This is a genomic window from Anoxybacillus sp. PDR2 (assembly GCF_009834045.1).
GTDB lineage: Bacteria > Bacillota > Bacilli > Bacillales > Anoxybacillaceae > Anoxybacteroides > Anoxybacteroides rupiense.
In genome coordinates this window covers 2,078,943-2,103,658 of sequence record NZ_CP047158.1, presented here as the reverse complement: position 1 = coordinate 2,103,658, position 24,716 = coordinate 2,078,943, and the positions used below count along the sequence as shown (strand labels likewise).

The window sequence follows — 24,716 nt, the reverse complement described above, 5'->3', positions numbered from 1 at the left end:
TGTATGTCATTCTGGGAAAGCATAAAAAACAAGCAAACAATTATTTTAAGTGATGATGCAATCGATTTGTTAGGTGACACACTATTAGAAATCAAAAAAATTTATGAAGAAAATTTCAAAAGAAAACCAACGGTGGCTGAATTAGAAGCATTGATTATGGAGGCTATGCAACTTGATTCAAATATCGTTGAACAATTGGAGGAAATGGAAATCTCCGATGTAAAATTTAAGTTAAAAAAGAGAAAAAAGATTCCTAATATTGAACCAGGCATTGTGTTTGCAATCCCACTTAGAGAAATTGAAAAATATGCCTATGGTTTAGTAGTAAAAGGAGAAGGTTTAAAGGATGACATTTATATACAATATTTTGATATCTTCACGAATGAAATATTAGATATAAAAAACTTTAGTAATCAATTTGAGGAACTTTCTGTTCTATATACTATTAACAGTGGAATATATGGGATTGTCAATAAAGAATGGATAAATATTGGAAAATTATCTAAAGGGAAATTCAATACGGAAGAATACAAGTTACCTGACTTTGTATTTTATAATGGTAAGCAGTATTTTGTGAGTAGGGGAGATGCAAATACACCAATCGTAGAATTACAACCTATTTCTAAAGAAGAAGGGGAGAAAATCAAAAATCCAATTGGTCTGATTGGAAGTAATAATATTACGGAAATGCTTGTTAAAGCTTACTATGAGAAACAAGGTCAAAAATAAGATATTTAGCTTTTTTAGGGTTATCCCTTTGACTCTAGGGATAGCCTTTTATTATGTAAATTACACAGTAAAGACGGCCGCCGCATTCAAAAGAACGTCAATGGCGTGGTAACGAACTACCACTACCAAGGCGACAGCCTCAACGTCTTATATGAAACCGACGCAAGCGGAAATGTGGTACAATCATATGTATACGGAGAAAACGGCCAGCTGTTGGCGATGAAAAAAGGCGGGGCGACGTACTTCTACCACTACAACGCCCATGGCGATGTCATCGCGTTAACGGATGCGCAAGGAAATGTGGTGGCCCGTTACGAGTACGACACATGGGGCCAACTTCTTTCAAAATCCGGTGAGATGGCAACCGAAAACCCGTATCGCTACGCGGGATACCAATATGATGAAGAGACGGGACTCTACTATCTGATCGCCCGATACTACCACCCGACCCATGGCGTGTTCTTGTCTATGGACCCTGATCCAGGAGATTCGGACGATATCTTGACGCAGAACGGCTACACATATGCGAACAACAACCCGGTGATGCTGGTCGATCCGGATGGGCATTTTGTGTGGATGGCGATTAATGCGGGATTTGCGGCGTATGATGGGTATAAGGCATATAAATCGGGAAAAGGATGGAAAGGTGTCGCGGTCGCGGCGGCGTTTGGTTTTGTTGGTGGAGGGCGAATTAAAGCTGCTAAGCAAGCGTCACATAGTGTTTATTTATTGACTAAGAATAGCAAGGTTGTGTATGTAGGAGAACTAAAAATGTTGTTAGTCGGAGAAGTGCCCATAAACTAGGGAAACATCGAGATGCAACGTTTAGTGTTGTAAAATCGAATCTGACTTATGCAGAAGCTAGAGGATTAGAACATAGATTATATCTGAAATATGGTGGGAAAAAGAAATTGAGAAATGTTATTAGGCCAATAAGCCGTAAGAATAAAAAGTATAAATATTACATGAGTGTATCTAGAAATGCGTACAGATCATTAAAGTAGTTGGGGGGGATTAAAATGAAGGAAAAAAAACTGAAGTTACATGAGTTACTTACTTCTAATCTTAACGAAATTAACGATGTTACATTAAAAGAAATTGAGAATAGAATAATGGAGGCTATCAATTTTGACAATAGAAAAATACGTGATCTAACAATAACAGAAGTAAAAATAAAGTTTAAAAAAAACAGGAGCAAATATTTTAAAGAAATCAATCAAGGAGATATTTTTGAAATTTATTTGCGGGACATTAGTAAATATGTGTACGGTATTGTTGTATCGGGGGAAATAAACAAAAATAAGGATGAAGAGATTTTAATTGGTTATTTGAACAAATTCTCTCCCACAGCGCTTCTAATAGATGAAATTTTTCAGTTAGTCAAGCAAAGGAAATTTTTATTCATTGCAAATACAGGAATTAGCGGTATTAGGGAACGTAGGTGGAGATTTGTTACTAATTACTCCGATAAAGTATTTAGTGATGAAGAACTAAGAAAGATACCATATAAAGTCTATTTTTTGGATAAGTATCGTAAGAGCGTCGGGGATAGTGTAAAAGAAATCGCGGAATGTGAAGTGATTTCGAAAGAGGAAGCCGATCAGATTCCTAATCCTCTTGGAATCGCTGGTGAGAAAGCGATTGAAAATTTATTAATTCAAAAATTCCAAGATACTATTTGAACGAGGAAGCAATCTTTTTGCTAAACTCGATGATCCAATTGCAAGGACAGCTTCCAAATATTTCTTAGTGAGAGGTTATCCGAGAATTTCGAGGATAACCTCTTTTTGTTATATCAAAATACGACGAAGACGGCCGCCGCATTTAAAAGAACGTCAATGGCGTGGTGACAAACTACCACTACCAAGGCGACAGCTATAAAGGATTTTTTATGGACTTTTTTCAATTCGGAATTTTCGAATTAAATTAATGCAACGCTAGTGATTAGACTTCTAAGTAGCAAAGAAAATTGTTATATAAAGATTTTTTTGCTTTGTATCCCCATTACGAACCGTTAAGGAACTATTTAAATGAATTCTCCCATTTTTTTGAAGAATTAAAAGTGCTAAAGCTGATGATAAAATTGGTCTTGACATAGCTATTTTTTATTTAAGAATTTAAAGAAATGATACCACCAATAAATACTTATTAAACACAAAAGTAAAACTACTACTGCCCACCAAGATCCTTTAAATAATTCAGATATAAAAAATTCTAATTCGTTTCCCCGAGTTCTATACAGTGGGAAAATGGATAGAAAAACGGATATCAATATCAATGATACTATGTTTAATATTGAAAACCTGACTTTCTTAAAAATCCCATATATAGAAACAAGTATACTTAGAATAATGATACCTACAATTAAAACAAGTAACCAAAATGGTATAGTTGTAAATCCGCTCAAAAAAATCCTCTCCTCTACATATTCAATAATTATATTATAACATATAAAGAAATTTTTGTATTTTATGTTGGATTTTTTAAATTCATTCATTGAAAAAACAGAAAATTTTGATATATTTTGTTATGGTTACCTAATAATTATAAATAAAGGAAGATTAATATTGAAATTGAAGTTAAAGGTATTAATTGCTACTGCAGTGTTATGCTCTAGTCTTTCCACGGTAACCAGCAATACTTTAGCTAATAATAAGGTTACTACAGAACAGCAATTGCAAGCTGAATGGGAAAAGGAAGAAAGAGAAACTCAACAAGCTATCAAAAACTTTCAACCGACTACTGCTGAAAAAAGTAGAAAAAACCTTGAAGCATTGAAAAAAATGGCACCTGAAAAATATGAAGAAGCAACAAAAGTTAACATTCTAGCGAATTCAGGAAAAATGGGAACTGTAGGAGATATTTTAATTACTTATGATAATAAAACATCTGTTTGGGCACATGGACACGCTGCTATTGTTAGAGATAATAATGACTATATTGTAGAAGCGTGGCCGGATGTAGGTGTCCGTGTTTACCAAAATAACTGGGCAAATAGATTCTCTACCAAAAAGAAGTTTTATGTAAAAGACGCATCTTATTCGAAATATGACTCTGCTCAAAAATGGGCTTATTATCAAGTAAGAGATCCTTATAGCCTCACAGCAACAAAAGATAGTGTAGACAAGTTTTATTGCTCACAACTAGTCTGGAAAGCTTGGAACAATACAGGTTATGATTTAGATGCTGATGGTGGCCGAATTGTGACTCCCTGCTGATTTAGAAGAGCATAATTTAACAATAGCATATTAACCATTTTTCAAAAGCAGAACCATTTTTGTTGTTCTGCTTTTGAAAATATAATCATAGAGGAGATAAATTTATTATGAGTCAAAAAGAAAAAAGGACGATAAAAATACTATTAATAATAGTAGCATCAGCTGCATTCATTTGGTTTTTAGGTAATTTACTCTTAGACTTTTTATCTTATAAAAAAAGTAATATTGTAATGAATGAAAGAAGGTGTTGCAAAACTAGAGTAAAAACTCAAAATTGTGCATAAGAATGCATAATTGTACATGCAGTAAATAGCGATGAAACCCATACCAACGCGGCTGTTCTAATCCGTCATTCTTTAACTGATTAAATGTCTGCTCAATCGAGTTGCGAAAACCAAACAACCACTTTCCGAATTCTGTTTTCAAAAACGAACGAATCATCCGACCATAGGCATCTTTTCGTTCATCGCTATTTCGAGGATTAATAGGTGAAACGAAAAAAATTCCTGTCTGTTCGGCTATTTGACGGACTTTTTCGCTGTCATAGGCGGCATCTCCAAGGGCAAATTCAATCTTCCATTCCTTTAAAGATGGAAATAATTCGAGCGCAACGGCTGCATCATTTCGATTCGCAGTCGTGAAGACATGGGATAGGACGATTCCTTCTGTGGTTGTACAAAGGTGCAACTTATATCCTTTGAACCAGTTATACCGAGTCGAAATCCCCCATCTCGCTTGAGAATCATAAAAACTGCTTCGGAGTGCCGTACTGTCGATGATGACAATTTTGGGATACCGAACACCTAAATCTTTTAGAAGTCGAGCATTAAATGTGGAAAATCCTTGTTCTCGAAACCACTTACCTGCACGTGAAAACGTAGAAAGATGTGGAACCTCTTTGAGTCCACAAATACGCCGGAAGTAGCCAAATCGATCGAGTGTTTCCACTAACTGACGTAAAGAATCAATGGAAAAATAGGTTTTTAAAAAGAAACATTTTAACAATGATTTTTTCGAAATCGGTGGTCGCCCGGTTATATAAGGTGTTTCTGGTAAAGAAAGTTGGTCGATGTATTGAAATAAAGCCTGTAAAAGAGGATCCATTTCGCTATTCAGTGCATGTTCGATAACAAAATTGGAAATCATGATAGTGTCCACCCCTTGGAAATGTGTTTTTGGTCACTGTATATGATTTCCAAGACGGTGGATTTTTTGCGTCCTTTTATGCACCCGTTATGCGTTTTGCAACACGTTCAATGAAAATATAGAACTTAAATTAAATGATGGAGAATTGCATTTTATATACTCTCATCCATTCGATGATGGAAGTTATTATTTAAAAACGAAAGACGGCCTTAACTTTGAAAAAGTAAAATTTGACCTAAATGATATATCATATCTTTATAATGACTTTGACAATAATGTTTATTTATTATCGCAACATGCCTTTTCTTATTATAAAATTACAAAAAAAGGAGATGATATCGTTGAAAATAAAATTCCATTTCCTTTAACTTTTATGTTTAAGGATCAAAATCTAGAAGTGTTTGGAATTAATAAAGACATTCAATCTAATACGCTAGATGTTCGTGATTTAAAATATCATAAGAAATACCAAATAGAATATCCCACTTATTTATCTTTAATGAATTATGATGATAAATACATATATTTATCTAATGATGTTATAGATCAGGAAAAATCTGTGATACGAATCATCAGTAGAGAAAATGGAGAAGAAGTTAAAACAATTGAAATATCAAGCACAGCAACTGATTTAGTATTTTATAAAGATAAAGTGGTTGCTGTAACGGATCATTTTCTACATTTCATAGATAAGAATACTTTTGACGTTATGGACATTTCTTATCCATTAAGTTCAGCAGTAGGAGAAGGCGATAAAGCAATAAGTATAAATAATAAACTCTATGTTAGCTACAACAATAAAGGGAAAGTTTCAATTCTTACTCTTGATGAAAAATACAAATGGGAAAATACTATTAACTTGGATATTAATTATGGTTCAGGTAAATTTATCGATCATCAATTTTTTGTATTAGAACAATACGAGCTATCAGAAGATGCTGGTGGCAAATTAAGTGTTTACGACATCACTGAAGATAAAGTTACATCCATTTTTTTACCGAAACAAGATCGTAAAGTTCAAGATTTTGTCCTGACTAAAAATAATTAAATAGACAGGAATGAATCCATTCTTTGCAGGGCAATATCATACCCGACACTCCATGTGAAGCGGTGAATATGCAATAAATGGTGTCTATCCTTAATTCCCACTAACAATTTTTTCTTTCAAGTCCCCGAAAACCTTTCTAATAGGAATGCTCCCCCACCTACATTTCGCTTAGAGGTGGGAGACTCCTTTAAGAGATTATGGCAGATGGTTTACTTCAAGTGCCACGCGGATTCCTGATTTAATCGCTGTTTGGATCCATCCGTGCGGGACATCCGTGTGCTCGCCGGCAAAATGCATTCTTCCTTCTGGAGAAGCGATATGTGGCGAAAGCTCTGTTTCTTGCCATGGTTTATATAATGTAAAACATCCGCTGGAATAAGGATATTTCCCCCAATTATGCGAGATCCCTATCACAAAATGATCGAAAATAGACTGATCATAAATAATCGATAAGGTGTCCAAAGCCTTTCTAATTTGCTCATCTTCGGTCAGGCTTTCCCATGGTAACGCATCATCTTCCCATGTATAGCTAGCTAGCATGACTCCATGTCCTTCTGAGTCGAAATCATGACTTGGAAAATAGGAAAAGCGAGTAGGAAGATCAGTAATGACTCTTCCGCCGTACATTCCTTCCTTTTCCCAAAAACGTTGGCTGAATTGTAAGCCTATTTTGGCCGAAGTAACATAATGAAGCTCGCGAATCGCCTTTCGTTTTTCGTGAGAAACAGAATCGTATGGTTCCATCTGAACAAACTGTAAGGTGGAGAAGGGAATAGTAATGATTGCAATATCACCAGTGTAGTGGTAAAGAGATTTTGTTTGCGGATGAATACAAGAAATGGTCACATCGTGCTGCGTCTGATGAATTTTGACGACTTGACGATTAAAATGAATGTTCGGATATAGTTCAGACAAAAAAGCGTTCGGCAATAAATCGTTGCCGCCTTTAATTTCATAAAAATGCACATCGTCGTTGAAAAGAAGGGACATTTCTCGTAAAACTTCAACCAAAGAAAATTCTGGGAATCCTTCGATCATATGCATAATTTTGATTAATTCAATGGCTGCGTTTGATAAGAAAAGACCATAAGGGTTTGAACGAAGATAGTCGTCCACTGAAAACTTTTCGAAATACTCAATCACAATAGGCCAATGTTTCTTCGGATTTTGAGAGACAAAACGGAAAATCGGTTCGACCATTTTGGTAATGAGTTGATTGACATTTTTTCCTTTTTCCGAAGGGGAGACAGGATAGTTCAAAATGTCAGGATTGCGTAAATATTGACCGTATGTCGTTTTAATTCCATTTAAGTAAAGGATGTCATGAGGGGATGAATTAATGAATGGCTGCAAAGACAAATTGAATTTTTTTACATATTCCATCACTAAACGGTGAGTGTTCGGAATTCTCATTGCGCCAACATCTAAATAGAGCCCTTCTGTAAATGGAGCCCTTTTTGTGAAAACTCTTCCGCCCACACGGGTCGATGCTTCGATGATTTGCACATTATGTCCGGCGTGGTTTAGCAGGGAAGCTGCCACAAGTCCGGACATTCCTGCTCCTACAATTAAAATTCTTTTGGGATAACTTGATTTTTCTATTCCGCTTTGGATAATTTGGATCATTTTTTTTTCTGATACCATGCTCGTACGATTCCTCCCGCTCTGTGTTCATCACTACATTTTATTTTGCTAGTGAAGGGATTTATGCTATTTTTAACATGTTTTAACATATTTGCTAAAGAGCTTTCGCTTTTTTAAAAAAATATAGCGGGAGAGTTGAAAAGCAGATGCCATATAAAAAGCCATCCATTCCAGAGCGCTTTGGAATGGACGGCTGAAACGATGTCTTGTCTATCTTAATCGGATCGATGTTACCAAAGTTTATAGCCTTTTGAGCCAGGAGGAGCATTTTGGATCATATCAATGAACGGAATCGTATAAGCGATCAAAATCAAGATGATGGCGATGCCGATCCAAAGCTTCCAGTTTTCGAAAACAAGCGGTGTACGTTCTGCCTGTTCGGCTACTTCGGCGACAGGGAACTCTGTTTCTCCTTTTGGAGCAAAGAAAGCTAAATTGGTGACGATAACAAGCACTAAAATAATACCGATGAACAGAATAGTCCCACCGACGGCTTGGGCAATTTGATACGGAATCCATTCAAGGGCCTGCGGTGAATTCGCATATGTTGAAAATGCCGAACGACGCGGAGCGCCAAGCAATCCAGCAAAATGCATCGCACCGGACATAAAGGACATGCCGACAACCCATACAATTGTTTGGATAATGGCCAAGCGATTCATCGCTCTTGTCATGATGCGGCCGCTTAAATGAGGAATAAGCCAATAGGCTGCTCCAAAAAATGTAAGAACAACGGTAGTAGCCAATGTTAAATGAAAGTGTCCTGTTACCCAAATGGTATTGTGGACAACCTGATCGAGCTGATGCGAAGCATTGACCAATCCGCCAGCTCCTGCAGGAATGAAAAATAACATCCCGACAAACGGAGCGAAAAAGCGGGCGTCCCCCCAAGGAAGCTTGCGCAGCCATCCAAATAAGCCTGCTGCTCCTTTCGAACGGCCGTACATTTCAAAAGTGGCGAACATCGCAAAAGCTGTCATTAATGATGGAATCACGACCATAAATGTTAAGACAACCTGAACGTATTTCCAGAACGGATCAATCCCCGGCTCCATTAATTGGTGGTGGAAGCCGACAGGAATGGAGAAAAGCAAAAATAAGATAAACGATAGCCGAGCCAATGAATCAGAAAACATTTTGCCGCCGATTACTTTCGGAATAATGGCATACCAAACCATATAGGCTGGCAACAGCCAGAAGTAAACGAGAGGGTGACCAAAATACCAAAACAAGGTTCGGCTGACAAGTACGTTGATTTGATCGACGAGTCCAAGAGACCATGGTAATAGTTGAATTAAAACAGTGGCTGCTACTCCAAGCGAACAAATCAACCATAGCACCATGTTGACAACAGCCATAAACGAGAGAAGCGGTCCGACCTGGCCTGGATTCGCTTTTTTCCAGCGAGCATATTGAGCAAATAAGACGAATCCGCTGATCCAGCTGCCGACGACGACAAGGGTTAAGCCGAGATAGAAGCCAGGATGCGCCTGCAGCGGAGCATAAAATGTATATAAAACGGAGGCTTCCCCAATTAAGATAAAAAAGGCTGTTACAGCTGTACCGATGGTCATCAGCCAAAAGCCAATCCATCCCCAAAAGCGGTTGCGGTCGGAAAAGGCTCCAGTCGTCCGACTGACAGCGGCGAATTGAAATCCAATAATAAAGAATGTGGTTAAAACAAGACCAAGCAATACGCCGTGAGTGGTTAAAATGGTATAATAGCTAATATTTGCAGGTAAATTAAACTTTCCGGAACGAACTAGCGTCTGTAACAGACCCGCTAAGCCGCCGAGAGCTAGTGCGATAAATGCTATATAAATATGGGCCAGCGCCAATTTAGCATCGCGGCGATCGACCTTTAGCACATCGTTCATTATTTATCCACCACCTTGATTCGGGCTGTCATCATATGGTGACCAGCTCCGCAATATTCATTGCACAAAATGGTATATTCGCCGGTTTTGTCAAATGTTTTTGTGAATGAGTTCACATATCCGGGTTCTACCATCATATTTATATTTGTTCCCACTACCTCAAAACCGTGAATGACATCTTTTGTTGTAATATTAATCGTCACTTTTGCCCCTTTTGGAATTTCAACCTGAGCCGGCGTGTAAGCGAATGCTGATGCCACCATGTTGAGCTGATATTCGTTATTTCCTGTTTTGACTAATCCCGGTTTATTAAACGGGGGCGTTTGATCCACTTTCTCTGGATCGATGGTGGTCAAACAGCTTGGCGGCTGGTTTCCTTTAGCGAATGCGCTTACGCCAAGGACGGTTAAAAACACGAATAAGCAGCCAATACCAAAAATCAGCCAAATTTTTTCATATTTGTGTATGTGCATGCCGTCCATTCTCCCCTTTCCCTTAAAGACGTTCTAAAAATAGAAAATAAACACTGACCCATGTGAAGATAAGGAAAAAACCTAGCAAAAACACAGCAGCCAGCGTTCCTTTTAAATGGCTGTCTTCTGTCGCTTTTCCTTTTGTCATCCTCCCATACCTCCTTTCCGCTGTATCCCCCAACAAGTGATTACACCTTCATAATACAAAACAAATGGTCATTTGGTAGGGGGTTTTTGTCATTTCACAAATTGTTCATTCCTTACTTTAGCACTATTGAAATAGTAAGAAATTAATAGATCACCCTTTTTGAGCAAAATCGTTCATAGGAAATATGGCGATATTGTGAACATAGGTTTTCCAGCTGACCTATCATAGATGAACAGTGTTTGTAAAAAATGCACAGTCCGAAGAGTCTTGTGCCTTGCTTTTTCATTACACAGCTATGAGGCAAAAGTCGCGACGATGGAGCTTGCAGATCCTGTAAAGCAGCTCGACTGCCTTCCTTTGTTTTAGGGAAATGGACCGGGTTTTCTCTTGTTCATATGTCAAGTTAAAAGATAAAACGAATGATCTCTGAAAAATCAATGAACGGAGGCGAATCTGTCCCTTGTTTTGGCGCGTTTTTGTATAGGAAAGGAGAGGAATGAATGATAGAAAAGGCCGAGGCAGTGAATGGAATTAGACGAATAATTCATCTTGTTTTTGTTAAAATGTTCGCTTCTCTCTTGCGATCTCTTTTCAAACAAGGGAAATCATGCTATACTGCTAATAACTTGATATCGCTGACTCACTCATATAATAGCAGGGATATGGCCTGCTAGTTTCTACCGATCAACCGTAAATTGATCGACTATGAGTGGCAATGTCAGAAACGGACGGATGGAATAAATGAAGGCCTTCATTTTGCCGCATGACCCCATCCTTTGTTTTCTATTGGCTTAAAAGACATTGCCTTACTCATACAAAGAGTGGGGGCGATGTTTTTTAAGCTTTTTATTTTCAAAGGAGGAACAGCATGCGAGAATTAATGGAAAAAATCAGAGAAGAAGGAGAAGCGATTTCCGATCATGTGCTGAAGGTGGACCGCTTTTTAAACCACCAGGTTGACCCTGAACTGATGATGCAAATTGGCGAAAATTTTGCGGACGCGTTTCGGAATGAGGGGATCACTAAAGTGCTGACATTGGAATCATCCGGGATCAGTCCCGCTCTAATGACCGCATATATATTGAAGGTGCCGCTTTTATTTGCAAGAAAACGCAAATCTTTAACGCTGCAAAACGATTTGTATACAGCCAATGTCTATTCATTTACGAAGCAGGAATATACCGAAATTTCCGTATCCCGTTCGTTTCTTCAGAAAGACGATCGTGTTTTGATTATTGATGATTTTTTGGCAAACGGTCAAGCGGCATTAGGACTAACAGGAATTGTGCAGCAAGCGGAGGCAGAAGTAGCAGGAATTGGCATTGTGATTGAAAAAGCATTTCAAGATGGCGGAGAGCAGTTGCGCCGCTTAGGTTTTCGGGTGGTGTCTCTTGCCCGCATTACCTCTTTAAAAGAAGGCGTACAATTCGCAGAAGAGGTGATGTGCCAATGAATCCAATCAAATTAGGTTCTTTAGGCCTGCAGCATGTTTTGGCGATGTATGCCGGGGCCATTATTGTTCCTTTAACAGTCGGAGGAGCCTTGAAGCTGACATCAGAGCAGCTGACCTATCTTGTGGCGATTGATTTGTTAATGTGCGGGATTGCTACTTTATTGCAAGTATGGCGTACGGGGTTTTTCGGGATCGGCTTGCCGGTTGTATTAGGCTGTACCTTTACGGCCGTTGGCCCGATGATTGCGATCGGACAGCGGTACGGATTGTCAGCGGTATACGGCGCTATTATCGCTTCTGGAATTTTTGTTATCTTCATTGCCAAGTATTTTAGTAAACTGCGTGTTCTTTTTCCGCCGATTGTGACAGGTTCGGTTGTTACAGTCATCGGTTTGACTCTGATTCCGGCGGCCATGAACAACATGGCAGGCGGACAAGGGGCGAAAGACTTTGGTCATATTGATAATATTGCCCTTTCATTCGGTGTTCTGTTATTGATTATCGTGTTGTATCGGTTTTCTACTGGATTTATTCGTTCGATTGCGATTTTGCTCGGCATGATTGCTGGAACCATTGTGGCGGCATGGATGGGGAAGGTTGATATGAGCGCTGTTCAAGAGGCTTCGTGGCTTCATCTCCCTCATTTATTTTATTTTGGGATGCCTACTTTTAATCTAACAGCTGTCTTAACAATGATTTTAGTCGCAATTGTGAGTTTGGTCGAATCGACAGGCGTCTACTTTGCTTTGAGCGATATTTGCAAACAGCCGTTGACGGACAAAGACTTAGCAAATGGCTATCGCGCGGAAGGCTTGGCCATTTTGCTGGGCGGATTGTTCCAAGCGTTTCCTTACACCACTTACTCGCAAAATGTGGGCCTTGTCCAGCTTTCTGGAGTGAAGAAGCGCCGAGTCATTTATGTAGTGGGAACGATTCTGGTTGTGCTCGGATTGATTCCAAAAGTCGCCGCGCTGACCACGATTATTCCGGCTCCTGTGTTAGGCGGAGCGATGGTGGCGATGTTTGGGATGGTCATTGCTTATGGCATTAAAATGCTCAGCCAAGTGGAGTTTGCTTCACAAGAGAATTTATTTATTATTGCTTGTTCAGTTGGCGTAGGGCTTGGGGTCACAGCGGTGCCGAATTTATTTGCGGAGCTGCCGTCAAGCATTCGAATTTTAACCGATAGCGGCATTGTCGCTGGCAGCCTGACAGCCATTGTTTTAAATATCATTTTCCATGTCTGGCCGGCGAAAAAACGCAGCCATTCCGCTTCTCCCCTTCAAGAGCAGCAAGTATCATAAAGAATAACGAACAGCGCCGTCTCGTATTTAGCAAAAGCGAGATGGCGCTGTTTTGTATTTTTCTATGCTTTTAAACACTGGACAGAAGGGAGTAAAACTAGCTAAAGATGGCTAACTTCATATATAATATAATGTTGTGGCTAGATAAAATGCCTTATGTGGTTTCAAAAGCGTCACAGATGGATCGATATGGCTTTGACAGATTCAAAATATAGAAAGAGAGTGAAGCAGAATGGGACGTAAATGGAACAACATCAAAGAAAAGAAAGCGTCGAAGGATGCGAATACAAGCCGTATTTATGCCAAATTCGGGCGGCAAATTTACGTGGCTGCTAAGCAGGGAGAACCAGATCCAGAGTCAAACCGGGCTTTAAAAATGGTGCTTGAGCGAGCCAAAACATATAGTGTGCCAAAAGCGATTATTGACCGAGCGATTGAAAAAGCGAAGGGAAGCTCGGATGAAAGCTATGATGAATTGCGTTATGAAGGCTTTGGACCAAATGGATCAATGGTCATTGTCGATGCGCTTACGAATAATGTGAATCGGACAGCATCAGAGGTGCGCGCAGCCTTCGGTAAAAACGGCGGCAATATGGGAGTAAGCGGATCGGTATCATATATGTTTGATGCCACGGCTGTCATTGGTGTCGAAGGGAAGACGGTGGATGAAGTGCTTGAACTATTAATGGAAGCAGATATTGATGTGCGCGATATTTTGGAAGAGGATGAAACGGTGATCGTTTACGCCGAACCCGATCAATTCCATGCGATGCAGGAGGTGTTTCAGCGCGCAGGAATCACGGAATTTACCGTCGCTGAGCTGACCATGCTCCCACAAAATTATGTCACGCTTTCTGATGAAGCGCTGGCTCAATTTAAAAAAATGATCGACGCATTGGAAGATTTAGAGGATGTTCAGCGCGTGTACCATAATGTCGATATGGATGAATAATGGCTTAAGCTCCGAAGTGTGTTGAAATAGGAAAAATAATGAACGATCCGTGCTGTGAACGGGAAAGATGGCCGATGTGCCAATCATTTTATCTTTGAGCGGTAGACATGTTGAATAGATTTGATCTGTATGACAGACAGAAGAGGCTGTTTCTATGAGCAGCCTCTTTTTTATATAGAATCGCTTTTCTGTTTCATACGATTTTTCGATGATTTCCATGAATGATGTTCCAACAGCGATGGACGGTACGCTTTCCTGACCAGGTGGAAGAAGAAAAGGAAAGAATGGAATCATTTGCATTTTTTTTTAACACAAAGGGAATAGTACAGGTAGCTGATGAAAAAAGAGGTGGTTGTATGCCTGCGATTATTTCCGCTGGTCTTGCTTCATTGCCATTTACGGTTACGCAAGACGAGATACGTCAATATGTGAAACGGCTTTTTGCGTCCTCTGTTCCACATATCGAGCGGCTGCTGCCGGTCTTTGCGAACGGCGGCATTCAATCGCGATCGTTCGTTCAGCCGCTTGAGTGGTATGAAAAACGGCACGGCTTTTCAGAAAAAAACGAGCTATATATAGACCGCGCTGTCCATTATGGATGTGAGGCGATTGAAAAATGCTTAAGCAATGAGACCTTTTTGTCTAAACCGATCAACTATGAAGAAGTAGAAGCGATTTTTTATATTTCCACTACTGGCCTTGCCACGCCAAGTATCGAAGCAAGAATCATGAACCAACTGCCGTTTTCTCCTCATACGAAGCGTGTGCCGATTTGGGGATTGGGCTGCGCGGGTGGAGCGGCCGGACTAGCGCGCGCTTATGAATATTGCTTAGCGTTTCCGAAAGCAAAGGTGCTGGTCGTCGCCGCTGAATTTTGCAGTCTCACCTTTCAGCCACATGATACCGGAAAAAGCAATTTGATTGGCACATCGTTATTTGCTGACGGGGTTGCCTGTCTTTGTGTGGCAGGGGATGAAGCTGTCGATAACGTGCCTCGTCCGCATATTGTTGATGTGCAGTCGGTGCTTATGCCGCATTCTGAAGAGGTAATGGGGTGGAACATTCAGGATGATGGTTGGTTTGTCGTCTTTTCTAAAGATATTCCATCGCTCGTTCGTTCATGGCTGAAGCCGAATGTAGAAGCATTTTTGCAAAGAAACGGCCTGGCGACGCAGGACCTGCGCCATTTGATTGCCCACCCAGGAGGAAAAAAAGTCATTGAAGCCTATCAAGAAGCGCTTATGATGGATGAGTCAAAAACAAATGTATCATTTGAGATTTTGCGTCGATTTGGTAATATGTCTTCTGCTACGGTCTATTTTGTTCTCGAACAATTTATGCAGCAGCCCATTCCAAAAGGTGATTATGGTTTAATGATGGCCCTTGGCCCAGGATTTAGCGCGGAGCTCATTTTATTGTGCTGGGAGTGAATAACGTATGCTCATTTATGCCTTCTTTTGTCTTATTGTGTCCATGCGGGTGCTTGAATTATGGGTCGCTAAACGGAATGAGCGGAGATTAAAGGCGATAGGGGCAAAGGAGTTTGGCCGTGCGCACTATCGTTGGATGGTCATTATGCATACGTTTTTTTTACTTTCTTTTTTGTTTGAGTCACTATACAAAGGAGGGCATCTTTCGCCATGGTGGCCATTCTTTTTTGGCGTGTTTCTTATTGTTCAATGGTTGCGCATTTGGTCCATTGTTTCATTAGGCCCGTTTTGGAATACTAAAATTTTGATCTTGCCTAACGCTCATGTCGTGGTAAAAGGGCCCTATCGCTTTTTGCGCCACCCCAATTATCTGGTTGTTGTTCTTGAATTTTTGCTTATTCCTTTGTTGTTTCAAGCGTACATAACGGCGGTTGTGTTTTCTTTTTTGAACGTTTGCGTCTTATTTGTCCGAATTTCGACTGAAGAAAAAGCGCTTGCCGCCATGACAGATTATGAATCTCGTTTTCGAAATCGCTCTCGTTTTTTTCCATTTCTCCCTGCCAAATAACGGAGGGAGATTTTTTTGCAATTTTTTATGTTGGGAAATGTGCGCAAATACAGTAAAATAGGTATATATGTTGCAAACGTAAGGGGTTTTGATACATGGTTCAGATAACACAACGTTCATCATTGCGTCCTTGGCTTGCCAAACTAGCTTATCTTCATGACGAATGGGTGAACAAGGGAGATCAAGAAAATGCCAAAAAAGCACAGCAGCTGCTGCGGAAAATAGCAGATGAGGAATTTTCCATTGCCTTTTGCGGCCATTTTTCTGCTGGAAAATCAAGCATCATCAATGAATTAATCGGTGAACCGCTGCTGCCGTCCAGTCCGATTCCGACAAGCGCTAACCTTGTCAAAGTGAAGGCTGGACGGGAATATGCCCGCATTTTTTATAAGAACGGACAGTCGGTCGAATATGCGTCTCCCTATGAATATGAACAAATTCGTGCATATTGCAAAAACGGAGAGGAAATTGAAGCGATCGAGATCAGCCGGAAAACGACGCACATCCCCGAAGGTGTGGCGATTTTGGATACTCCAGGCATTGACTCGACGGACGATGCGCATCGGCTTGCTACTGAATCAGCGCTTCATTTGGCAGATGTCGTCTTTTATATGATGGATTATAACCATGTTCAATCGGAATTAAATTTTCAATTTACAAAGGAATTGACAAGTGACGGAAAGGCATTGTATTTAATTGTCAATCAGATTGATAAGCACCGTGATGGAGAGCTTTCGTTTTCAGAGTTTCAGCAATCGGTGCGTGAGGCGTTTCGCCAATGGAATGTTCAGGTGGAGCGTATCTTTTTTACCTCTCTGAAAGAACGAGAACATCCATTCAATGAATTGAATGAGCTTGTCCATTTTTTCCAGCTGCTATTTGCCGAAAAAGAGGCGCGGCTTCTCTCCGGAGTCGAGGTGGCAGCTAAGCGGCTTGTCAGCGATCACCTTGCTTTTATAGAAAACCAGGATGCCAAAGAGGAAGAGGCCATTTATGCTCGTATGGAGCATTTAACGAAATCCAAGGAAGAAAGTGATATCGATGATCTTGAGAGCCGACTGCATGAGATTGATGCGCTTTGCGCGGAGGTGGAGACGAAGTTTCAGCAGGAGCTTGACAGCATTTTAGAGCATGCGTATGTCATGCCGTTTGAAACGAGAGAATTGGCGAAAGCTTATTTGCAATCGGTTCAGCCGGATTTTAAAATCGGGTTCCTGTTTAGTAAAGCAAAAACAGAGCAGGAACGGAAAGCAAGGCTCACGGCATTTTACGAAAATGTGAAAGAAAAAGCGACATCACAAATCGAATGGCATGTACGCGACCATCTTGTTCGATTTTTAAAAGAGCATGACATTGGCGATGCCCAGTTAATGAGCCAATGCCAGCAGTTGTCTGCTACATGGAATGAGCAGCTGCTAGAGTCGCTTGTTAAAAAAGGAGCGGGGGTTACAGGAGAATCTGTATTAAATTATACAAATGATGTGGCGACGGAATTGAAAAAGCGGTATCGAAGCGAAGCGATGCACATCTTTGCCCCTGTTTTTTCCTTCTGGAAAAATACGGTGCAAGCAGAGCGAAATGAGCTTGTCGAGCAATTAAAAATAGAAAAGGAAAAGCAGCAGCTGCTTGATGAATTAGCGAAACGAAAGCAGCAGCGTGACGACCATTACGCCCAATTGCTAGCGCTGTTGGAATCCGCGGCTCCTAGCCATATACAGGAAGCGCGGGTTCAGGAGCTTGTCAGCGAATTAACGCCAATTCAAGTTGAGCAGGCTGTGCCTTCTGTCGGCAAAGAACAGCATTCGAATGCTGCGCGTCAAGCAGAAAAAAGTGAGGCGATTCACAGCGAATCGGTGTCATTAAGCAGTGATAAAACAAAAGAAAAAACAGCGAAAGCGATTGCCGACTTACGCCAAGCTGCCGAGCTTGTGTCTGGCATTCCAGGCATGACACGCTTTATTCATGGATTGACGGAAAAAGCGCGCCGCCTTGAAAACCGAACATTTACCGTGGCGCTGTTTGGGGCGTTCAGCGCCGGAAAATCATCGTTCGCCAACGCGTTAATGGGAGAGCAGTTATTGCCATCGTCACCGAATCCAACGACGGCAACCATTAATAAAATTGTGCCGCCGACTTCTAGCTATCCACATGGCACAGTGGTCGTTCAGATGAAAACAGCCTCACAGCTGTTAAAGGATTTGCAAAACTCGTTGCGCTATTTTCATTTGAAGGCGGAAACGATGGAAGAGGCGCTGGGAGCGTGCGAAAAAGCGCTGTTGATCGAAACGGTCGAAGCGAAGGAAAAGCCGCATTATACGTTCCTGCAGTCGGTCGTCCACGGATACGCAGACGTAAAGGACGTGCTGGGAACCTCTTTGCAAATCGGTCTTGATGAATTCCAGCAATATGTAGCTGATGAGACGAAAGCCTGCTTTGTGGAGTGGATGGAGCTGTATTATGACTGTGCGCTCACTCGGCAGGGCATTGCGCTGGTCGATACGCCAGGGGCGGACTCCATTAATGCCCGTCATACAGGAGTAGCGTTTGAATACATTAAAAATGCCGATGCTGTTTTGTTTGTCACTTACTATAATCATGCCTTCTCGAAAGCAGACCGCGAGTTTTTAATCCAGCTTGGGCGCGTCAAAGACACATTCAGCATGGATAAAATGTTTTTTATCGTCAATGCTGCGGATCTGGCGAATTCACAAGAAGAGTTAGAAACGGTCACTTCCTATGTGAAAGAGCAGCTCGAGCATTTCGGCATCCGTTTTCCGCGCTTGTATGCCTTATCAAGCCGATTGGCTCTTGAGGAGAAAACAGAAAAAAAACAGCAGCACCATTACGGGATTTTGCGCGAATCTGGGATTCGCGCCTTCGAAGAAGATTTTATTCGCTTCATTATGGGAGAATTAACAAATGTAGCCGTAGCGGAGGCGTACGCTGAACTGAAGCGCCTGCGTGCGACTTTGCAAGACTATATGGTCCAAGCGAAACAAGGAAATGAAGAAAAGGCAGCGAAGCGGCAAAAGCTGGGCGACGAACAGGCTCGGATTCAGGCGCTGCTTCAATCCTCTGATCTTGCTATGGATAGGCAAGCATTAAAACAAGAAATTGCTGAATTAGCGTATTATATCAAGCAGCGTATTTCATTCCGCATGGGCGATTGGTTTAAAGAAGCGTTCAATCCGGCTGCATTGCGTGATGATGGCCGAGATATCCGTCAGGCGCTTTCTGGCTGCCTGCGCGAGCTGCTTCAATCTGTCGGTTTTGATTTGGCGCAAGAAATGCGGGCAACGAGCTTGCGCATTGAACGTTTTCTTACAAACAAGGCACAGGATCGCTTTCAACTGCTTGCAAATGAGATCGGCCGCATTCATCAGGGAATTACGCTATCGAAGGTCGAGCTTCCTGCATTTGCGACACTGGAGTTTTCTGAAGGGCTTGAGCAGCTGAATGAATCACACTTTAAAAAAGCGCTGTCGCTTTATAAAAATGCAAAAGCATTTTTTGAACGGGATGAAAAGCGGCTCATGAGAGAAGAAATTGAAAAGCAGCTGCAGCAGCCAATTCATGAATATGTGTCCGAAAATGAAGCGCGCCTCTTTGCATTTTATCAAGAAGAACACGAAAAGCGGATCCATCATTTGCTTTATGCGCTGCAGCAACAAATGGATGACTATTTTGCAGGCCTCATGACGGCACTTACCGAACAAGTGGATGTAGAACATCTCGGTAAAGTGGAGGAGCAGCTGTCGGCTCTCTTACCACAAAATGAGTAATTAGAAAAAACTGAAGCGGTGATTGAACGTGCGATTGAAGATAGGGGGGAAGCGAACGATGACGCGGTTTCATGCTTGTGCCACGTGCATTCATTATCGGATGAAAAAAACAGAGAACGGAATGTACCGCTATTGTCAACGGCTCGGCTATGAAACGAAGCCGCATTATCAATTTCGCTGCTGGACGCCAAAGCCGCACGTTCGATCACTAATGGAAAAAGAACGAGCAAGAGAGGAGAAAAAAGATGAGTGAAGTTCATCATGCGATCACAGCACATTCTCATAAGCAGCATAGACTGATCAAGCAGTTTTTACAGCTCGATGCACAACGCGAGCGCTATATTGAGGAAGCGGTGGAGCATTGCCGAAATGGACAGACATTTACTGTTGAAAAGATTAATGAGACGACCAAGCAAATCAATGAGCTAGCTAAACAAGGAGTGGTTCCGCAGCGAAAATACGTGACTGTCGACATGGTCGCGGAATACGTAGAACGTCTAAAAACGAAAGGGGAACGTAAATGAAATATATCGTTTCGCCACAATGGGTGTCTGAAAGGCTCTCTCGCGATGATGTGCGGGTCATTGACTGCCGCTTTTACATGGGCGATTCTTCCCGCGGCATAAATGAGTACATACAATCTCATATTCCAGGCGCGCTTTATTTTGACTTAGAAAGAGATTTGTCCGGTCCTGTCCGTGAACACGGGGGACGGCATCCACTTCCTGATTTTGATGAATTGATGGAGAAATTATCAGCGGCAGGAATTGACCGTCATACGACGATTGTTGCTTATGACGATCAAGATGGTGCAATGGCCGCTCGTTTTTGGTGGCTGCTGCGCTATTTAGGGCATGAACGTATCTATGTGTTGGATGGCGGCTATACGAGATGGAAAGGGGCTGGATATCCGATAACCGAAGAAGTGGTTGCATTTCCGAAGCGCACCTTTATTCCAGCCTATCAGCCATCTCTTTTGGCGACGACAGAAGATGTAAGACGCGCAAGTGAACAGGATTCCGCCATTTTGCTGGATTCACGTGAGCCGAAGCGTTATTTGGGCATTGAAGAGCCTATTGATCGAATGGCTGGCCATATTCCTGGAGCAAAAAATTGTTTTTGGAAAGATGCACTAACAAGCGAAGGATATTGGAAGAAGCCGCATGAGCAAGCCGCGCGTTTTGCTTCCATTTCGAAGGACGAGAAGATTATCGTGTATTGCGGTTCAGGTGTCACCGCTTGTCCGAATGTTCTCGCGCTATCGGAAGCGGGCTATACGAATGTGCAGCTATATGTAGGCAGCTTTAGCGATTGGATTTCTTATCCGGATCATCCGATTGCAACAGGAGAGAATTAACAGCATACTTTCCATGCGGCTGACGGAAACTACATATGCAGTTCCTGATTTTCAAAAGAGGTGAAGCAAGTGGGCCGCACAAAGCTCGGAAACGCAAATGCACAGCGCAACAATAACGCCAAGCAAAAAAACGGATTCAACAACGAGTTTGCTTCTTATGCTGAAATAGAAGCGAAAAAAATGCAAAACAACCATAAAAACAGTCGCTAGCACGTGTATGTCTAAGACGGGATCAAGTGGAGCTATTTTTTATCAAGCGTTTGTGAAAGGAAAGGGCTGGGAAAATATACAGCCCTTTCTCTTTTTTTTCTTTTATGCTTAAATGATGATAGGAGGGAAAAGCATGAAAAAAATCGTTGCTATTGTTTTGCTGCTCGGTTTGACTGGATATGGGATTTGGCAGGCTTTGGCAGCCGAACAGCAAAATCGGAAAGCGGGGCTGGCCGTTGGTGATATCGCATATGATTTTGCATTAAAAACCCCAGAGGGTCAACAAATTCGTTTATCGGATTTGCGCGGCAAGCCAGTGATCATCAATTTCTGGGCAACTTGGTGCCCGCCTTGTCAGAAGGAAATGCCGGATATTGAGAAGTTTTACAAGCAGTACAAAGATGATGTGGAGCTTTTATCTGTTCATTTAACATCACAGGACCGCCGCGAAAACTTAAGCCCATTTATGAAAAAATATGGCTTAACCTTTCCGATTGTGATGGATGAAAAAGGAGAGGTATTAAAGCTGTATAACATTCAAACCATTCCGACGACCTATATTATTGATCGTCAAGGCGTCATTCGCAAAAAGGTAATCGGGCCGATGACATATAAACAAATGCAAGATATCATAAGCCGTCTTCCGTAAGAAGCATCCTTCAACATGAAGGAGCTTCTTTTTATTTTTTTTGAAAATTTGTAATAAATTTTGCTTATTTGGGAAATTATTAAAATTATAATAAAAATGAGAGGGATTGGATCAAATGAGAAAGAACCGAAAGCTGACATTTGAACAATTAGTGTTGGAAAATAAACGGCAATTGTTAAATGATGAGAAAGCGATGGAGGAAATCGAGAAAAAATTAGAGGAACGGATGCTGAAAAAGGCAGAGTAAAATGATGCATAAGCCGATTTAAACCGAGCACACTAGATGGTGAGGAGGCGAGAGTCATGAGCAATCCAAAAGGAAGCAGAAAACACTTCGTTCCAAACCATCTAGGCACTCAGCCGCGTGCTGCGGGCGGAAATAAAGGAAAAAAAATGCAGGATCAATCAGGGCAGCACGCTCAAGTCATCCAGACAAAGGGTGAGTAATTTTTTTGTTAACATAATAAAATTATTATAAAATTAAATCGACATCAAGGAGGAATTGAAGATGGCTTATCAACGTCCAAACCCAGATGATCGCAGTGATAATGTTGAGAAATTACAAAATATGGTGCAAAATACCATTGAAAATATAGAAGAAGCCCACGAAGCCATCCCTTTTTCTTCATCAGAAGAACGAAAACAGATCGAAGCCAAAAATAAGCGGCGTGAAGAAGCCATTGCTGCGCTGCGTTCTGAAATTAAAGATGAAGCGGCAGCGCGCCAAAACGGTTATCAGTAACAATGAAAGAAGACGATCCGCAGCATCAGCGGATCGTCTTGTTTGCTATTTACAGGACAAAAGGTCATTCATATGGTAAGATAAAGAAAAAAGTAAGTGGGGGAATGCCATGAAAATTGCTGAGAAACAAATCGAAGTACGCTATGCTGAAACGGACCAAATGGGAGTTGTTTATCACGCCAATTATCTGATTTGGATGGAAATTGGGCGGACCGAATTTATCAAACAGCTCGGATTTCATTATGCTGATATGGAAAAGGAAGATATCCTCTCTCCTGTAACCGATTTGCAAATTTCATATAAAAAGCCGCTTCGCTATGGCGATATGGCAACCGTTAGAACATGGATTGATGCCTATGATGGAATCCGTGTGACGTATGGTTATGAAATCTTTACATCAGACGGCGAGCTGGCGGCAACTGGAAAAACACAGCATGTGTGCGTCAGACGCGATTCCTTTCGACCGATTTTAATTCGCAAATATTTTCCGGACTGGCATGAAGCTTACGAGCGTGCCAAAAAGTAAGGCGATACATATGGCATTCGGCATTCGAAGGAATGAGCTGGAATTATGGAAGAAAAAAGTGATAAACGGAGAAATCGCTTTTCTCACTCACTTTTGGTATGATCAGCGCTTTCCGCATCATACGACAGTCACAAAAGTGGGGTGCGGCGATTTAGACAAGCTGCTGGCCTGGGGCGAAAAATATCAACTTCGTCCTGAATGGGTTCATCAACGGGACTCTTTTCCGCATTTTGATTTATTAGGAGAGAAGCAGAAAGAAGTTTTGCGGCAGGAAGGATTGATGGATCATTTAGAACGATTTCATTTAGAAAAAGGGGATAAGTGCAATGAATGCAAATGAAATGGGGAAGGGAACGTTATTAGAAGCGCTTGGAATCGAAATTACGGAAATAGGGCACGGGCGTGTTGTCGCTACAATGCCGGTAGATCACCGGACGCATCAGCCGTTTGGTTTGCTTCATGGCGGAGCGTCGGTTGCCTTGGCGGAAACCGTTGCCAGTCTGGGCGCTTACGCATTGGTGGATCAAGATACAGAAAGTGTGGCCGGGCTGGAAATCAACGCTAATCACGTACGTCCAGTCCGAAGCGGAACAGTGACAGCGACTGGCACCGTCCTTCACCGCGGCAGAACAACGATGGTATGGGATATTCGCATCGTGGACGATCAACAGCGACTTGTTTGTGTCTCTCGCTGTACCATCGCTATTATAAAAAAAAGCTAGCTTTTTTAAGTCAGCTAGCTTTTTCGCTTTTTATTCAAGTGAAAAAACGGGTTCACTTGCTTGTTCATTAAAATCAACAATCAAATCATGCCCGTCAAAGTACCATATATCGTTGTCCTCAACAAAAAAGGTGATACCATCTATAGTCGTTTGCGCTTTTGGATCGGAAGGGACGCTTTTTTCCATACCGAGTGAAAAGCCTTTCTGCACGGTGCTGCATCCACCATATCGTGCAAAAAAGCGAATAGAATCTCCTTCGCGTAAATCAAGCTCCTCTTTATACCATGCTAACGCTTTTGGTTTGATAATAATTTCCATGATAAACCCTCCTTATTCACCATTATAAAGCATTTTTGGCAAAACGGGCGAATATTTGCTGCAGAAATCATTGACTAAACAGGGCGATGATTACATAAAGTAAAGATACATCATCCATCAAGGGGGAAAGGTTCATTGACAAAAAAACAAGCTGATTTTCCGTTAAGCTATGAGTCAGATGGGATCATGAAGAAAAAGCATCAGAAAAAGCCTTCGACACCTAAAAAAGAAAATAAGGATTTTTTCAATACGACGCAAGCAAGTGAATAAAGTAGCCATGCAGCAGGCTACTTTTTTATTGCAATAAACAAATTTTTACTATACAAATAGTTATTTCAACGCTATTATTAATAAGGACACATATTTTGGAGAAGGGGTGACGTTTTCGCATATGAGTAGTCGAAGTTCAAACGAACCTGA

General features: G+C 41.3%; 29 protein-coding genes, 2 pseudogenes and 1 riboswitch. Of the genes and pseudogenes, 25 read left to right on the top strand and 6 right to left on the bottom strand.

The window, feature by feature from the left end:
* Positions 1-3: 3 nt before the first annotated feature.
* From GRQ40_RS10090 to GRQ40_RS10070, 6 genes and pseudogenes are all read left to right on the top strand, one after another.
* Positions 4-729, top strand: a complete 726-nt coding sequence (locus GRQ40_RS10090) for an Imm26 family immunity protein (RefSeq protein WP_159719903.1) — start codon at positions 4-6, stop codon at positions 727-729.
* Positions 730-792: 63 nt separating this feature from the next.
* Positions 793-1,533 (top strand): annotated as a pseudogene (locus GRQ40_RS10085) (RHS repeat-associated core domain-containing protein); the annotation flags it as partial.
* A 215-nt stretch (positions 1,534-1,748) separates the two neighbouring features.
* Positions 1,749-2,411: an Imm26 family immunity protein gene (locus GRQ40_RS10080; protein ID WP_066148744.1), complete on the top strand. Its 663-nt coding sequence runs from the start codon at positions 1,749-1,751 to the stop codon at positions 2,409-2,411.
* Positions 2,412-2,515: 104 nt separating this feature from the next.
* Positions 2,516-2,605, top strand: a pseudogene (locus GRQ40_RS19015) (Rhs family protein); the annotation flags it as partial.
* A gap of 93 nt (positions 2,606-2,698) precedes the next feature.
* Complete coding sequence (locus GRQ40_RS19010) at positions 2,699-2,827, top strand: YxiJ family protein (RefSeq protein WP_159719902.1); 129 nt, start codon at positions 2,699-2,701, stop codon at positions 2,825-2,827.
* 469 nt (positions 2,828-3,296) lie between these two features.
* Entirely contained in the window at positions 3,297-3,947 is a 651-nt protein-coding gene (locus GRQ40_RS10070; protein WP_159719901.1) for a YiiX/YebB-like N1pC/P60 family cysteine hydrolase, read from the top strand.
* A 255-nt stretch (positions 3,948-4,202) separates the two neighbouring features.
* On the opposite strand, the gene GRQ40_RS10065 is transcribed toward GRQ40_RS10070, so the two are convergent.
* Positions 4,203-5,093, bottom strand: a complete 891-nt coding sequence (locus GRQ40_RS10065; RefSeq protein WP_080862805.1) for a transposase — start codon at positions 5,091-5,093, stop codon at positions 4,203-4,205.
* 145 nt (positions 5,094-5,238) lie between these two features.
* On the opposite strand from GRQ40_RS10065, the gene GRQ40_RS10060 reads away from it, so the two are divergent.
* Positions 5,239-6,141: a hypothetical protein gene (locus GRQ40_RS10060; RefSeq protein ID WP_159719900.1), complete on the top strand. Its 903-nt coding sequence runs from the start codon at positions 5,239-5,241 to the stop codon at positions 6,139-6,141.
* Positions 6,142-6,336: 195 nt separating this feature from the next.
* Here the strand turns inward: GRQ40_RS10060 and GRQ40_RS10055 are convergent, their stop codons facing one another.
* The 4 genes from GRQ40_RS10055 to GRQ40_RS10040 form a co-directional block, all read right to left on the bottom strand.
* Positions 6,337-7,785 carry a flavin monoamine oxidase family protein gene (locus tag GRQ40_RS10055; protein WP_159719899.1) on the bottom strand — a complete coding sequence of 483 codons (1,449 nt, stop codon included), beginning with the start codon at positions 7,783-7,785 and terminating at the stop codon, positions 6,337-6,339.
* A 230-nt stretch (positions 7,786-8,015) separates the two neighbouring features.
* A complete protein-coding gene (locus GRQ40_RS10050; RefSeq protein ID WP_201295953.1) occupies positions 8,016-9,662 on the bottom strand; it encodes a b(o/a)3-type cytochrome-c oxidase subunit 1 in 1,647 nt (548 codons plus the stop codon).
* Complete coding sequence (locus tag GRQ40_RS10045; RefSeq protein WP_080861031.1) at positions 9,662-10,135, bottom strand: cytochrome c oxidase subunit II; 474 nt, start codon at positions 10,133-10,135, stop codon at positions 9,662-9,664. Before GRQ40_RS10045 ends, GRQ40_RS10050 begins: the two co-directional genes overlap by 1 nt.
* A 22-nt stretch (positions 10,136-10,157) precedes the next feature.
* On the bottom strand, positions 10,158-10,283 hold the full coding sequence (locus tag GRQ40_RS10040) for a cytochrome c oxidase subunit 2A (RefSeq protein WP_159719898.1): 126 nt from the start codon (positions 10,281-10,283) through the stop codon (positions 10,158-10,160).
* Between the two features lie 624 nt (positions 10,284-10,907).
* Positions 10,908-11,009, top strand: a riboswitch (purine riboswitch).
* 142 nt (positions 11,010-11,151) lie between these two features.
* Between GRQ40_RS10040 and GRQ40_RS10035 the strand changes: the two genes are divergently transcribed.
* The 17 genes from GRQ40_RS10035 (at position 11,152) to GRQ40_RS09960 (ending at position 23,978) form a co-directional block, all read left to right on the top strand.
* Entirely contained in the window at positions 11,152-11,736 is a 585-nt protein-coding gene (locus GRQ40_RS10035) for a xanthine phosphoribosyltransferase (protein ID WP_159719897.1), read from the top strand.
* Complete coding sequence (locus GRQ40_RS10030) at positions 11,733-13,040, top strand: nucleobase:cation symporter-2 family protein (RefSeq protein ID WP_044746037.1); 1,308 nt, start codon at positions 11,733-11,735, stop codon at positions 13,038-13,040. Before GRQ40_RS10035 ends, GRQ40_RS10030 begins: the two co-directional genes overlap by 4 nt.
* A gap of 232 nt (positions 13,041-13,272) precedes the next feature.
* Entirely contained in the window at positions 13,273-13,992 is a 720-nt protein-coding gene (locus GRQ40_RS10025) for a YebC/PmpR family DNA-binding transcriptional regulator (RefSeq protein ID WP_159719896.1), read from the top strand.
* Positions 13,993-14,348: 356 nt separating this feature from the next.
* Positions 14,349-15,422 carry a type III polyketide synthase gene (locus GRQ40_RS10020; protein ID WP_159719895.1) on the top strand — a complete coding sequence of 358 codons (1,074 nt, stop codon included), beginning with the start codon at positions 14,349-14,351 and terminating at the stop codon, positions 15,420-15,422.
* Positions 15,423-15,429: 7 nt separating this feature from the next.
* Positions 15,430-15,990 (top strand): isoprenylcysteine carboxyl methyltransferase family protein, encoded by a 561-nt coding sequence (locus GRQ40_RS10015; RefSeq protein WP_159719894.1) that lies wholly within the window; start codon positions 15,430-15,432, stop codon positions 15,988-15,990.
* Positions 15,991-16,085: 95 nt separating this feature from the next.
* Entirely contained in the window at positions 16,086-19,772 is a 3,687-nt protein-coding gene (locus GRQ40_RS10010) for a dynamin family protein (protein WP_159719893.1), read from the top strand.
* A 58-nt stretch (positions 19,773-19,830) separates the two neighbouring features.
* Positions 19,831-20,025, top strand: a complete 195-nt coding sequence (locus GRQ40_RS10005) for a hypothetical protein (RefSeq protein WP_044746032.1) — start codon at positions 19,831-19,833, stop codon at positions 20,023-20,025.
* On the top strand, positions 20,018-20,296 hold the full coding sequence (locus GRQ40_RS10000) for a YpbS family protein (protein ID WP_080861040.1): 279 nt from the start codon (positions 20,018-20,020) through the stop codon (positions 20,294-20,296). Before GRQ40_RS10005 ends, GRQ40_RS10000 begins: the two co-directional genes overlap by 8 nt.
* Complete coding sequence (locus GRQ40_RS09995; protein ID WP_159719892.1) at positions 20,293-21,129, top strand: sulfurtransferase; 837 nt, start codon at positions 20,293-20,295, stop codon at positions 21,127-21,129. Before GRQ40_RS10000 ends, GRQ40_RS09995 begins: the two co-directional genes overlap by 4 nt.
* Positions 21,130-21,198: 69 nt before the next feature.
* Complete coding sequence (locus tag GRQ40_RS18320; RefSeq protein ID WP_183186774.1) at positions 21,199-21,339, top strand: hypothetical protein; 141 nt, start codon at positions 21,199-21,201, stop codon at positions 21,337-21,339.
* 133 nt (positions 21,340-21,472) lie between these two features.
* A complete protein-coding gene (locus tag GRQ40_RS09990; RefSeq protein ID WP_066149088.1) occupies positions 21,473-21,988 on the top strand; it encodes a TlpA disulfide reductase family protein in 516 nt (171 codons plus the stop codon).
* A gap of 115 nt (positions 21,989-22,103) precedes the next feature.
* Positions 22,104-22,235 (top strand): FbpB family small basic protein, encoded by a 132-nt coding sequence (locus tag GRQ40_RS09985; protein WP_080861042.1) that lies wholly within the window; start codon positions 22,104-22,106, stop codon positions 22,233-22,235.
* A gap of 56 nt (positions 22,236-22,291) precedes the next feature.
* Positions 22,292-22,435 carry an acid-soluble spore protein N gene (locus GRQ40_RS09980; RefSeq protein ID WP_044746028.1) on the top strand — a complete coding sequence of 48 codons (144 nt, stop codon included), beginning with the start codon at positions 22,292-22,294 and terminating at the stop codon, positions 22,433-22,435.
* 61 nt (positions 22,436-22,496) lie between these two features.
* A complete protein-coding gene (gene tlp, locus GRQ40_RS09975; protein ID WP_044746027.1) occupies positions 22,497-22,730 on the top strand; it encodes a small acid-soluble spore protein Tlp in 234 nt (77 codons plus the stop codon).
* Between the two features lie 109 nt (positions 22,731-22,839).
* A complete protein-coding gene (locus GRQ40_RS09970) occupies positions 22,840-23,256 on the top strand; it encodes an acyl-CoA thioesterase (RefSeq protein ID WP_044746026.1) in 417 nt (138 codons plus the stop codon).
* A gap of 10 nt (positions 23,257-23,266) precedes the next feature.
* Positions 23,267-23,596, top strand: coding sequence for a hypothetical protein (locus GRQ40_RS09965; RefSeq protein ID WP_159719891.1), 330 nt, complete (start codon positions 23,267-23,269; stop codon positions 23,594-23,596).
* On the top strand, positions 23,583-23,978 hold the full coding sequence (locus GRQ40_RS09960) for a hotdog fold thioesterase (RefSeq protein WP_159719890.1): 396 nt from the start codon (positions 23,583-23,585) through the stop codon (positions 23,976-23,978). Before GRQ40_RS09965 ends, GRQ40_RS09960 begins: the two co-directional genes overlap by 14 nt.
* A gap of 30 nt (positions 23,979-24,008) precedes the next feature.
* Here the strand turns inward: GRQ40_RS09960 and GRQ40_RS09955 are convergent, their stop codons facing one another.
* Positions 24,009-24,296, bottom strand: a complete 288-nt coding sequence (locus GRQ40_RS09955) for a HesB/YadR/YfhF family protein (RefSeq protein ID WP_044746023.1) — start codon at positions 24,294-24,296, stop codon at positions 24,009-24,011.
* A gap of 135 nt (positions 24,297-24,431) precedes the next feature.
* On the opposite strand from GRQ40_RS09955, the gene GRQ40_RS18760 reads away from it, so the two are divergent.
* On the top strand, positions 24,432-24,566 hold the full coding sequence (locus tag GRQ40_RS18760; protein WP_255357507.1) for a hypothetical protein: 135 nt from the start codon (positions 24,432-24,434) through the stop codon (positions 24,564-24,566).
* Positions 24,567-24,716 lie beyond the last annotated feature (150 nt).

Bases quoted from the DNA above. Each gene is read 5' to 3' on its own strand.
- GRQ40_RS10045 (WP_080861031.1), bottom strand. From the start codon at position 10,135: ATGCACATACACAAATATGAAAAAATTTGGCTGATTTTTGGTATTGGC.
- GRQ40_RS10020 (WP_159719895.1), top strand. From the start codon at position 14,349: ATGCCTGCGATTATTTCCGCTGGTCTTGCTTCATTGCCATTTACGGTT.
- GRQ40_RS09970 (WP_044746026.1), top strand. From the start codon at position 22,840: ATGAAAATTGCTGAGAAACAAATCGAAGTACGCTATGCTGAAACGGAC.
- GRQ40_RS09965 (WP_159719891.1), top strand. From the start codon at position 23,267: ATGGCATTCGGCATTCGAAGGAATGAGCTGGAATTATGGAAGAAAAAA.
- GRQ40_RS10065 (WP_080862805.1), bottom strand. From the start codon at position 5,093: ATGATTTCCAATTTTGTTATCGAACATGCACTGAATAGCGAAATGGAT.
- GRQ40_RS09995 (WP_159719892.1), top strand. From the start codon at position 20,293: ATGAAATATATCGTTTCGCCACAATGGGTGTCTGAAAGGCTCTCTCGC.
- GRQ40_RS09960 (WP_159719890.1), top strand. From the start codon at position 23,583: ATGAATGCAAATGAAATGGGGAAGGGAACGTTATTAGAAGCGCTTGGA.
- GRQ40_RS10030 (WP_044746037.1), top strand. From the start codon at position 11,733: ATGAATCCAATCAAATTAGGTTCTTTAGGCCTGCAGCATGTTTTGGCG.
- GRQ40_RS09980 (WP_044746028.1), top strand. From the start codon at position 22,292: ATGAGCAATCCAAAAGGAAGCAGAAAACACTTCGTTCCAAACCATCTA.
- GRQ40_RS10015 (WP_159719894.1), top strand. From the start codon at position 15,430: ATGCTCATTTATGCCTTCTTTTGTCTTATTGTGTCCATGCGGGTGCTT.
- GRQ40_RS10040 (WP_159719898.1), bottom strand. From the start codon at position 10,283: ATGACAAAAGGAAAAGCGACAGAAGACAGCCATTTAAAAGGAACGCTG.
- GRQ40_RS09990 (WP_066149088.1), top strand. From the start codon at position 21,473: ATGAAAAAAATCGTTGCTATTGTTTTGCTGCTCGGTTTGACTGGATAT.
- tlp (WP_044746027.1), top strand. From the start codon at position 22,497: ATGGCTTATCAACGTCCAAACCCAGATGATCGCAGTGATAATGTTGAG.
- GRQ40_RS09985 (WP_080861042.1), top strand. From the start codon at position 22,104: ATGAGAAAGAACCGAAAGCTGACATTTGAACAATTAGTGTTGGAAAAT.
- GRQ40_RS10080 (WP_066148744.1), top strand. From the start codon at position 1,749: ATGAAGGAAAAAAAACTGAAGTTACATGAGTTACTTACTTCTAATCTT.
- GRQ40_RS10035 (WP_159719897.1), top strand. From the start codon at position 11,152: ATGCGAGAATTAATGGAAAAAATCAGAGAAGAAGGAGAAGCGATTTCC.
- GRQ40_RS10005 (WP_044746032.1), top strand. From the start codon at position 19,831: ATGACGCGGTTTCATGCTTGTGCCACGTGCATTCATTATCGGATGAAA.
- GRQ40_RS10000 (WP_080861040.1), top strand. From the start codon at position 20,018: ATGAGTGAAGTTCATCATGCGATCACAGCACATTCTCATAAGCAGCAT.
- GRQ40_RS10025 (WP_159719896.1), top strand. From the start codon at position 13,273: ATGGGACGTAAATGGAACAACATCAAAGAAAAGAAAGCGTCGAAGGAT.
- GRQ40_RS10010 (WP_159719893.1), top strand. From the start codon at position 16,086: ATGGTTCAGATAACACAACGTTCATCATTGCGTCCTTGGCTTGCCAAA.
- GRQ40_RS10090 (WP_159719903.1), top strand. From the start codon at position 4: ATGTCATTCTGGGAAAGCATAAAAAACAAGCAAACAATTATTTTAAGT.
- GRQ40_RS09955 (WP_044746023.1), bottom strand. From the start codon at position 24,296: ATGGAAATTATTATCAAACCAAAAGCGTTAGCATGGTATAAAGAGGAG.
- GRQ40_RS10055 (WP_159719899.1), bottom strand. From the start codon at position 7,785: ATGGTATCAGAAAAAAAAATGATCCAAATTATCCAAAGCGGAATAGAA.
- GRQ40_RS10050 (WP_201295953.1), bottom strand. From the start codon at position 9,662: ATGAACGATGTGCTAAAGGTCGATCGCCGCGATGCTAAATTGGCGCTG.